General features: G+C 48.3%; 9 protein-coding genes. 5 read left to right on the top strand and 4 right to left on the bottom strand.

Annotated features, from left to right (window positions below; all coding sequences use genetic code 11):
- The first annotated feature begins 273 nt into the window (after positions 1 to 273).
- Together KDK15_RS20250 and KDK15_RS20245 are read left to right on the top strand one after the other, a co-directional pair.
- Complete coding sequence (locus tag KDK15_RS20250; protein WP_257297211.1) at positions 274 to 669, top strand: hypothetical protein; 396 nt, start codon at positions 274 to 276, stop codon at positions 667 to 669.
- Between the two features lie 252 nt (positions 670 to 921).
- Positions 922 to 1536, top strand: coding sequence for a hypothetical protein (locus KDK15_RS20245; protein WP_257297210.1), 615 nt, complete (start codon positions 922 to 924; stop codon positions 1534 to 1536).
- Positions 1537 to 1797: 261 nt separating this feature from the next.
- Here KDK15_RS20245 and KDK15_RS20240 read toward each other — a convergent pair whose 3' ends face one another.
- From KDK15_RS20240 to KDK15_RS20225, 4 genes are all read right to left on the bottom strand, one after another.
- Positions 1798 to 3012, bottom strand: a complete 1215-nt coding sequence (locus KDK15_RS20240) for a hypothetical protein (protein WP_257297209.1) — start codon at positions 3010 to 3012, stop codon at positions 1798 to 1800.
- A 37-nt stretch (positions 3013 to 3049) separates the two neighbouring features.
- Positions 3050 to 4147: a DegT/DnrJ/EryC1/StrS aminotransferase family protein gene (locus tag KDK15_RS20235; RefSeq protein ID WP_257297208.1), complete on the bottom strand. Its 1098-nt coding sequence runs from the start codon at positions 4145 to 4147 to the stop codon at positions 3050 to 3052.
- Between the two features lie 101 nt (positions 4148 to 4248).
- Positions 4249 to 5193, bottom strand: a complete 945-nt coding sequence (locus KDK15_RS20230; protein ID WP_257297207.1) for a Gfo/Idh/MocA family protein — start codon at positions 5191 to 5193, stop codon at positions 4249 to 4251.
- 355 nt (positions 5194 to 5548) lie between these two features.
- A complete protein-coding gene (locus KDK15_RS20225) occupies positions 5549 to 6895 on the bottom strand; it encodes an NCS2 family permease (protein WP_257297206.1) in 1347 nt (448 codons plus the stop codon).
- Between the two features lie 293 nt (positions 6896 to 7188).
- Here KDK15_RS20225 and KDK15_RS20220 point away from each other — a divergent pair, with 293 nt between their 5' ends.
- The 3 genes from KDK15_RS20220 (at position 7189) to KDK15_RS20210 (ending at position 10003) form a co-directional block, all read left to right on the top strand.
- A complete protein-coding gene (locus tag KDK15_RS20220; protein WP_257297205.1) occupies positions 7189 to 7596 on the top strand; it encodes a hypothetical protein in 408 nt (135 codons plus the stop codon).
- Positions 7589 to 8989 carry a molybdopterin cofactor-binding domain-containing protein gene (locus tag KDK15_RS20215; protein WP_257297204.1) on the top strand — a complete coding sequence of 467 codons (1401 nt, stop codon included), beginning with the start codon at positions 7589 to 7591 and terminating at the stop codon, positions 8987 to 8989. Before KDK15_RS20220 ends, KDK15_RS20215 begins: the two co-directional genes overlap by 8 nt.
- Before the next feature lie 252 nt (positions 8990 to 9241).
- Positions 9242 to 10003 (top strand): DeoR/GlpR family DNA-binding transcription regulator, encoded by a 762-nt coding sequence (locus KDK15_RS20210; RefSeq protein ID WP_257297203.1) that lies wholly within the window; start codon positions 9242 to 9244, stop codon positions 10001 to 10003.
- Positions 10004 to 10099 lie beyond the last annotated feature (96 nt).

Below are 10099 nucleotides of genomic sequence, written 5' to 3'. Positions count from 1 at the left end.
ATGCTCAGGTTTAGATAACTTTGAGTAGGTTTGAGCAAGTTTTTAGGAGCGGCGACTGACTGTCAGCCACTGGGGACGGGATACCCGGGAACGGAATATCTACCAACACGGGGTAAAATCCGGTGCCGAAATTATGCCGTTTGGTTCCGGTGCCAATGGCAACTTTGCCGGGCACAATGCCTGGTTGACATAAATATTGAGAAAGTTGTGTCAGGGAGGAACTTTTAAAAGAAACAGTAATCTTAAGCTAGAATTCGATAATTCAATAATTCAATGGATATATTTACCTGCTCTGCTTATTTAAATGCGGTTTCTAATCCCCTTTCTTACTTTCAAGATGCTGCTTTTTCTGAACCTGGTGCATCTAATCAGGTCTTCTCCCGTGAAGTTGCAGAAGCAGCGGATATTCAATGTGCTATGCGTACTGATGAAACTACTGAAAACTGGCTTCAGCAGCCAACGGTGTCTTTTCGTAATCCATCTGATGACCTCCGGTTTGAAAAAAGGTCGATAGTAATCGTTTATAGCCATACTAAAGAAGATCAACCACTTCACTTACCTGTCAGAATAGAACCGCAGAATAATGATCATACCCACACATATATTCCTGATAATGAACGTTTTTCAATCCAATCTATTTTAGAATTAGGGCATGAAATTCGTTCATGAGGCGATTTAGCCCAGGCAAGAGTTGATAAGTCTGATGAAAGTTGCTCCTCACAAATTGAGCACAAAAGAGAACCTCGTAAAGATTTCGCTTACGCAGAGTGCAAAAGGGAGCGCTACCATAATGATCCCTGTTACGCACAAGAGGGACACGGGATTGCGGAATAATTTAGTGGAAGTAACCCACAACCCTTGTTTACTGCCAACAAAAATTTTGGGGTGGAAGCAACTTTTGTTCTGAGGATATTAAGATATATGAATGTCTCCAATGCTCCGATTTTACCGGTGACAACACAACCACAACAAGTGGCACACCAAGTATCGGATTATACCTGTAATTGTGACGCTATTACTAAAGCAGAGGCTTATTCGATTGGCTGCGTTTCCACACTCACTGCCGGTATTGGTTCTTTTCTTGGTGCTGCTGTATGGAATTGGACCGCCGCTGGTGCCTTGATTGGCCTATCTAGTGGCGCTGCTTGTGGTGGTGCCGCTGTCACCGGTACTATTTTTTACCTAGATGGCTGCCGGTGCATTCAGCTTCGGGAGCGACAGATCGCCACCTGTACCGAACGGGTCTCCCTTGCCGTTGGGCAGCAACAGAGCCAGGAGCTACCACCGGCAGCTCCTCCACCGTCCCCGGAAACTGATCCCATCGGTATAGCTCCTCCACCGTACCCGGGCATCGGCCTAGCTCCTCCACCGTACCCGGGAACTGGTCCCAACTGCACAGCTCCTGTTCAGTCCCGGCCACGAATGTGGCATTCTTCTCTATTGCTAGGCGTCGCCATGCTTCAAAGCCCCATTCCTCAAACAATTCGAGCTGCCTCTGACATCGCCAGGGGCAGATCAATAGAGATCAATTCCTAAAGTCTGTTTCGACCTGGTTGTTGACAAATAGGCGTTCATGCCAGTTTCTGGTTCTTCATCGGATTATTCCGTCTTGCCCAGCGGGCCAAAATGGCTTGCCCGGCATCATATTCAGAATTTGAAATTGGTATAACTTCCTGGCTCAAATACCCATACACTGACACTCCTGCAAAGACGGGGATCCAACTCTGGCAATGTATTCCGGCCTGCACGGGAATGACAGCGGATTTATCGGTATGGGTTGTTAACGTTAGGAGGCTGTCAGGCACTCTCAATATGCCTGCTAACGGGGTAATAATGAAGGTGCCTATTACCTATATAAACGGTTGGAAAATTTGCATTCATTTCATTAAGACTCTTATCCTCTCTTTCAAAAAAACCCGTCATGTAATCGAATTCAAAAGCGCCAGTTAATACCACATTTATGCTCAGCGCTGTTGCCAGGATCACGCCTTCCACATTGTGCCTGCCCCAAAAGGTTCCACCCTGCATAACGAATGACTGGTATTCTGAAATACTTGAATAATCGGGGGATTGTGGATCCTGATTATTCGTCATCACCAGGCGTTGTAGCGCTTCGTTTTGTTCTAATGTCTTTAGCAATACGACTTTAAGCACATCATAATCGGGTTGATGATCACCTGATAAACACGGTTCATTCTCAAGCTCTGAAGAATATTGTTCCCACAGCTCTGTTTTTTTATCGTCACTGATAGATTGCCATATAGAGTCATACAAACAGTCACCATTATCCACTGAGGTCAAATTTTCATGAATTCTTGCAGAATTGGATGTATTCGCTTTATAGAAGGTAAGATTATAATGCTTGCAAATACCTTCAAAAGTAGCTTTACACTGATCATAATCCTTAAATAATGACTGTTCCTGCAAATCCGGGTGAGCATAAAAATAGTCTTGGAAAGATGCCTTTAACTGCTTTAACAAATCGACTTGCTGATCAAAATCAAAACCTTTGATAGAAACGCTTTTTTTCCACAGACTTTCAAAATATGGCAAAAGAGCCACCGGATCAGTCTCATTGGGATTTTGCCCCCGGATGTCTTGATCCGGTAAATAGACCCTCTCTTGTAATGACGCTCCGGAAGGCTCTCGCACCATTTGACCAATAGCATCTGTATTAAAGGCTCTTACAAGACCTTCCGTTTCCCCAATACCGTGATTTCCAGACTTAAAATAATGATATGCTCTACCCCCCAGATAAAAAGTCTCTGCCAAAACAGAAGTTATTGGCAGGGCAGTATAAATAGCAGGGCGTCGTTGTTCGATTCCCACACCTATACCAATACCACCTGCCAGAAAAAAAGCCGCCGTCGCCAGTTTTGAAACCGTGCTTTTACTTTCTGATATAAGAAATCCTTTCCAGGTGGTAGCAGGGTTAGCAGCACCAGACTCAGCGTCTCTGCAATCAACAACCCCTGCCACAGAAACAGATCCCTCAATCCCGTTAGCGGTCATAACGAAACTCCCGTTAAACGATTTGCTACGCGAACTATTAATGCATCACTCTAATCAATGTGCTGGCAACGGTCTCAGTCTGACTTCTGGTCATACCCGGATATATCGGCAATGAAAGACAGTGTTCTGATAACTGCTCACAGACGGGTAATTCATGTTCACCGGCAACCCCTGCCAATGCCCTTTGCTTATTTAAAGGCAACGGATAATAGATAGCACTGGCGATACCTTTACTGGCAAGGCGCTTCTTGACCATATCCCGGCCAGACGGCAAAACCACCGTAAACTGATGATAAATATGTTCCTGATGGCCTTGAGGAAAAAGTACTTCACTATCGTTCAAGAACTCTCGATACCATTGTGCCACCTGTTGCCGCTGAGCATTAAACGCCTCTATATGCTCCAGCTTGACTCTTAACAGGGCGGCCTGAATTTCATCCAGACGGCTGTTGTAGCCTGGACATTCATGGCGGTACTGGCATGCACTGCCATGATTTCGTAGCATTCGAACCGTTTCGGCTACTGTTAATTCGCTGGTAATGACCAGACCTCCATCACCAAATCCACCCAGATTTTTGCTGGGAAAAAAACTGAAAGTACCGAGTAAACCGAAATTGCCGGTTTTTCGGGATTGATAACAGGCGCCAAACGCTTGTGCACAGTCTTCCAGCAGGATTAAGCCATGACGATCACAGACCGCCTGAATCTCACAGAGCGCTGCAGGTAAACCAAAAAGATGAACAACCAGCACTGCCTTGCAACGGGAAGTTATACTACGCTCCAGCTCAACCGGGTCAATATTGAATGTCTGTGAGTCTATATCAACCAGAACAGGCCTTGCTCCCACCTGCATAATGGCTTCAGCTGTGGCAAAGAAGGTAAAACCCGTGGTTAATACCTCATCCCCTGGCCCTATACCGGCGGCCTGGAGAGCAAGAACAAGTGCATCGGTACCATTTGCACAGCTGATGGCATATCTGGCTCCAAGGTAATGAGCGACCTCCTGTTCAAAAAACTCGACTTCTTTCCCCATGATAAAGCGACCACTACGCAATACTTCCAGTGCTTTTTTTTCTAACTGGGCCTGTATTGGCCGATGCCATGCCTGCACATCCACCATTGGTATTGTGTTCATGCTTTTTTGATTCATGGTGCCCCTTTTACACTAAATAAAATGGTACCGATTATTTCTCTACCAATGGTTGTTTTATCCTTTGCCAGCGGCTCAACGTTCGCTTAAAGGCTTACGCCCGTTTTCTCAATAATCTCTGAAATTCTGCTTGCAGCATGCAATGCATCTCTGCCATCTTCACCACTGACCGTTGGGGGACTTAATGCTTTAACACTCAGAAGAAAGTCTTCAATCTCCAGCCTGAGCGCATCACTGCCCTGATAACTCTGCTCCTGACATTCAATGGCTGGGATGCCCGGATGCAACTCCCCTTCGCCTTTAAAGAAGTGGCTGACTTTCAGCGCTTGAAAATCAACGCAGATACATGAGCGCTTCTGGAAAATCCGCATCTTTCTTTTGCTTTTCTGACTGATTCGGCTGGCAGTCACATTGGCAACACAGCCATTGGCAAATGACAAACGAGCCTGGGCAATATCAATGGTGTCTGACAAGACAGCACTGCCATTGGCCGCAATATCCTGTATCGGGGAATCAACAATATTCAGAATAATATCCAGGTCATGAATCATCAGATCCATAATCACGTTGATGTCCATGGATCGTGGTTTGAAGCTGGCCAGTCGGTGAGACTCAATAAACCGGGGCTGTTTAACTTTATCGGCAACGCTACCCAAGGCAGCGTTGTATCGCTCCAGAAAGCCAACCTGCAGGATAAGCTGTTGCTCCCTGGCCAGCTTAATCATATCTTCAGCCTGGGATAAATTACTGGCGATGGGCTTTTCCACCAGCACATGCACACCCGCTTTCAGAAAGTCACTGGCTATGGCGTGATGCAGGGCGGTAGGGACAACAACACTGACGGCATCAACCTGTCCGATCAGATCCCGGTAATTACTGAAATAATGGGTATTGCAGGTGCTGGCAACCTGCTGGCCACAGGTCTCATTGATATCGGCAACGCCCACAAGATGGCTGGATGCCAGCCGGGCATACTTCTGTGCATGAAATTTACCGAGATAACCCGCTCCAATCACTGCCGTTCGTAGCATTTACTGGCATCACTCTCTGGCTGATAGGAACGCCGACACTCTGAACATTATTGACCCGGTTATGGAATAAGTTGAGTAAACGGTATCCAAGGTTGTCGAATAGAAACAGTAAAGAAAAGATAGACAGAAATTGCAGTTCTGCTAGCAGAACAGGAATAAATGGCAAGAAACTGAAAGACAGCGGGACGCGCTACCTTCAGAAGATGCGTTGAAAAGAATCAGCAGCGCTTACCGTATACTTCCCGCAAAAGCACAAGCAACCTGTCTTTTTCGGGCAGCGGGTGGCGGGAAGCAGGCAGCGCTTATTTAAATGCCAGCTCCTTCCCATGGCCGGACAACAGGCGAGATGACTCAATCAAATCCCGAAAAAAATAAACTTCAGAATAAATAATGTAGCCAGCACCCACATACTGATACTGACTTCACTGGCCCTGCCTGCCAGCAGTTTTACCAGTGGGTAAGCGATAAACCCGAGAGCAATGCCGTTAGCGATGGAAAAGCTCAGCGGCATCATGATGGCGGTAATCAACACCGGACCCGCTTCCGTCAAATCATTCCAGTCAATGCTCGCCAGACTTCCTGCCATCAGCACGGCGACATAAATCAGGGCGCCTGCTGTTGCATAGGCGGGAACCATGGCAGCCAGTGGCGAAAGGAACATGCAGAGCAGGAACAAAACACCCACAGTAACGGCTACCAGACCTGTTCGTCCGCCTGCTGCGACACCTGAAGCACTTTCTACATAGGAGGTGACCGTCGGTGTTCCCATCAGGGCACCAGCCCAGGATGCGGTGCCATCGGTAATCATCGCCCGGTTCATGTTGTGCATCTTGCCATTCTCGTCGGCCAGGCCAGCTTTATCGCCAACAGCAATCAATGTTCCGGTGGTATCAAATAAATTCACAAACATGAAAGCAACGATAACGCCCAGCATTTCGGGTTTCAGGGCACCCATGATATCCAGCTTGCCGACCACAGGTTCCAGGCTCGGTGGAGCAGAGTATATTCCCTGAAAGGCGATATCTCCGGCCAGAAGGCCTATGCCCGAGACAACAACAATGGCTGACAGCACAGCGCCTTTAAAGCCACGGTAAGCCAGCCCCAGAATCAACAGCAGGCTCAAACAGGCCATCACCGGACTGAACCGGGTAATATCACCCAGCGTGATAACAGTCCCCGGACTGGCCACCACAATACCGGCATTTTTCAGACCAATCAGCGCGAGGAAAAGACCAATACCGGCGGTAATACCCACTCGCAGACCTTGCGGAATGCTGTCAATAATCCACCCACGGACCTTAAACAGGCTCAACAACATAAACCCGATCCCCCCCCAGAAAACGGCACCCATCGCCTGTTCCCATGAGTAGCCCATGCCCAGCACAACAGCATAGGCAAAGAACGCATTCAGGCCCATACCGGGAGCCAGGCCTACCGGCCAGTTGGCATACAGGCCAATAGCGATGGAACTCAAACCGGCGACAATACAGGTAGCCGCAAACAAAGCGCCTTTATCCATTCCGGCATCGGCAAGCATGCCCGGTATCACAAACACCACGTAACACATGGTAACAAAGGTGGTGAAACCGGCCACCAACTCGGTTTTTACCGTTGTGTTATGCTCCTTAAGCTTGAATAGCCGATCGAGAAACCTGGGCTTCTCATCTGCCAATGGCAGTGGTCTTGTAGCCGCTCCATTCATAGAGGCTCAATCCTGTTGTTGAAAATTTTGAAGATCCTAGTAGGGCAGCCTATTCTCGGACAGCCTCCTAGCCCGGCAAGACTAACAACTTGACTTGAAACAATGCAAATTTCTGACTATGTAGTCATTAAAATTCACAGTTGGTTGCTTGCTATTTTTATGACCTGATAGTCAAATTAATGCAAATTAACAGGCTGAAAATGCCATACAGCCTCCTGGGAGGCTGTTGCAAAAAGCCTGTCATGGCATTCTCATCATAGAAAGACAAAATAAAAAAAAGGGACATAGCCATCGTGATTCGCTTTCTGGTTGATCATCATGGGTCGCAATGTGGCTTCTGTACCCCTCACCAGTTAAAAGTGTATAAACTGAGCAAGCGCTACGGTGATGACATCTCTACCGTCCTTGCCGCGATTAATCTGGAAGCCAGTGACGATGGACACATAACCAGCGCAAGAGTGGCATTGGGTGGCATGGCGGCGATTCCCAGGCGCGCAGACTTGTGTGAGCAGATATTAACGGGATCCCCTCTGAATCAGGAAACGCTCAGTCAGGCCAAGGCCGCTATCCGTCAGGAGTTCAAGCCCATGTCCGATGTCCGGGCCAGTAGCGAGTACCGTCTTGTAGTAGCCTGCAATTTGCTGGAACGTTATTTTATGGAACTGTCTGGCCAGAATGTAAGGATTATCTGTCATGCGTAAACTACCGGGTCTGGCCAGTGAACGGCAACAAAGTCATATAAGTGGAAACCGTTCAGCTAAACACGACAGTGCACATCTGCATGTGACAGGTAAAGCACTCTATATTGATGATCGTCCGGAAATGGCCAACCAACTGCATGCCGGGTTTGGTCTTTCTACAGAAACCCATGCAGACATCATCAGCATCAATTTTGAGGAGGTATGGAATTCGCCCGGTGTTGTTGCGGTCATAACCGCAGACGATATTCCGGGCCACAAAGATATTGGTCCCGTCTTTCCGGGCGATACGCTACTGGCTGATGGCCGGGTGGATTATATTGGCCAACCGGTGTTTGCCGTGGCAGCCACCTCCCATAAAGCGGCGAAAATAGCCGCCCGCAAAGCCGTTATTCAATATCGTACGCTGGATGCCATTCTGGGTATTGATCAGGCCATGGCGCAAAATTCATTTGTCCGCCCTGACCACACCATGAACAAAGGCGACGCCGGACAGGCCATCGCTAATGCGGACCACTGGCTATCAGGACAGATGTCGAATGGTAGACAGGAGCATTTCTATCTTGAGGGACAGATTGCCAGCGTGATTCCCCGGGAAGCCATCAGCGCATTCAACCAGCAAAGCCCGGTACTGAAAAAAGGGTTGGCGTTGACACCGGTGAAATTTGGTATCTCTTTTACCGCGCAACATCTGAATCAGGCCGGTGCTCTGGTCCATGTCTATACCGATGGCAGTATTCAAATCAACCATGGTGGTACAGAAATGGGTCAGGGTCTCTACACCAAAGTGGCCCAGATCGTAGCCAACGAGTTCGGCGTTTCTCTGGAACGGGTTCAGGTGACGTCCACCCGAACCGACAAAGTACCCAACACCTCACCCACTGCGGCGTCCAGTGGTACCGACCTGAATGGCAAGGCCGCACAGGATGCCTGCCAGAAAATCCGGGATCGTCTGGTTGACTTTGCGGTTGAGCACTATGGCGTCTCAGGGCAGGAAGTGTCATTGCATGATAACGAGGTACAGCTTGGTGAACGTCAAGTGCCGTTTGCAGACTTTATTCAGGCGGCTTATCTGAACCGGATTTCCCTATCCAGCAGTGGTTTCTACAGCACGCCGGAAATTCATTACGATCGGGAAACCAGGGCAAAGCGTTTTCGTCAACGACTGGAACACAAAGGCAATTTATCACCAGCCCAAATTGAGCATATGCGCTGCCCGGTTGGACTGAAAAGTATTGGGGGCCGAAAGCCTGCTGAAATAGCCATTGCGATTGCTGCTGAAATTTTGTCCATACAAAATGGCAATCGAGGTGAGAACCATAAAAAGCGCGACGGTATCCCTTGGCAAGGCTTGAAAAAACTCTTAAATTCTCATCAGCATGAAGTTGCCCAATGAAAAGTTGGTAATAGTTCATCATTCTGGTGATATAATCCCGCGCCAAATGCCCATTGATCAGTCTTCTGCATTCGAGTGCCATCAGTTCATTACCGCAAGGTAACCCTGTAAGTCCCTCTTACGGTGACATTTTTCTCTGAATACTCATCGGGAGCAAGCATCATTACCGTTGGTCGAGCTCTGCAAACCTGATTTACTGACCGGTTGATCAACAGGGCAAACTGATCATGCTCCATTTAAAGAGGAAACACTATGCTTCCGGTTGAACGTCGCGAACATATTCTTGCTTTTGTTGAAGAAAAAGGCTGTGCCAATATCGAACAAATGGCGGAACGTTTCGATGTATCCCAAATGACCATCCGTCGTGATATCCGAACCCTGGAGCAAGAAGACAAGCTACGCGTGACCTATGGTGGCGCCGTGTCCAAAAGCTTCCTGCTGGAAGACATACCTTATGAAAAGAAAAATGCGGTTAATATCGAAGAGAAAAAATCCATCGCTCATGAAGCCCTGAAGCAGATTCGTGAAGGGCAGATCGTTCTGTTGGACTCCGGCACCAGCACAATGGCGCTGGCCAAGCTGATGATGCGCATGAAGGTCACCGTGATCACCACTGATCTGAAAATTGCCCTGCAGCTGTCAGACTCTTCAACGGTTAAGGTATTCACCACCGGTGGTAACGTCAGCGCTATCACCAAGGCGCACACGGATGTTGCTGCACTGTCATTCCTGGACAGTATTAATGCGGATATTGCCTTCCTGGCCACCAACAGCTGGAGCCTGAACAATGGCGTGACCACGGCATCCAACGATCACTACTATATCCGTCGTAAAATGATGGAGCGGGCCAATAATACCGTTCTGCTGGCGGATTCCAGTAAATTTGGCGCCTCCAGCATGAAAACCATTGCCCGTCTGGAAGAGCTGGATTGCATTATCACCGACAGCAAGCTTGATGAAGAGAATCTGGCCGCGATCCGCGAAGCCGGTGGCAACATCATTCTGCCATCCTGAGTAGGAGGCTGTCCGAGACGGGCGCTATTCTCGGACAGCCGCCTAGGAGGCTGTCCGAGAATAGACTGCCCTACTGCGGTGGCAGCAAATTGGTCT

Origin of the sequence: Endozoicomonas sp. YOMI1 (genome assembly GCF_024606345.1) — a bacterium.
Taxonomy (GTDB): domain Bacteria; phylum Pseudomonadota; class Gammaproteobacteria; order Pseudomonadales; family Endozoicomonadaceae; genus Endozoicomonas.
The sequence above is the reverse complement of the archived record's forward strand: the minus strand, read 5'-3'. Positions and strand labels throughout refer to the sequence as shown.

Bases quoted from the DNA above. Each gene is read 5' to 3' on its own strand.
- KDK15_RS20250 (WP_257297211.1), top strand. From the start codon at position 274: ATGGATATATTTACCTGCTCTGCTTATTTAAATGCGGTTTCTAATCCC.
- KDK15_RS20245 (WP_257297210.1), top strand. From the start codon at position 922: ATGAATGTCTCCAATGCTCCGATTTTACCGGTGACAACACAACCACAA.
- KDK15_RS20240 (WP_257297209.1), bottom strand. From the start codon at position 3,012: ATGACCGCTAACGGGATTGAGGGATCTGTTTCTGTGGCAGGGGTTGTT.
- KDK15_RS20235 (WP_257297208.1), bottom strand. From the start codon at position 4,147: ATGAACACAATACCAATGGTGGATGTGCAGGCATGGCATCGGCCAATA.
- KDK15_RS20230 (WP_257297207.1), bottom strand. From the start codon at position 5,193: ATGCTACGAACGGCAGTGATTGGAGCGGGTTATCTCGGTAAATTTCAT.
- KDK15_RS20225 (WP_257297206.1), bottom strand. From the start codon at position 6,895: ATGAATGGAGCGGCTACAAGACCACTGCCATTGGCAGATGAGAAGCCC.
- KDK15_RS20215 (WP_257297204.1), top strand. From the start codon at position 7,589: ATGCGTAAACTACCGGGTCTGGCCAGTGAACGGCAACAAAGTCATATA.
- KDK15_RS20210 (WP_257297203.1), top strand. From the start codon at position 9,242: ATGCTTCCGGTTGAACGTCGCGAACATATTCTTGCTTTTGTTGAAGAA.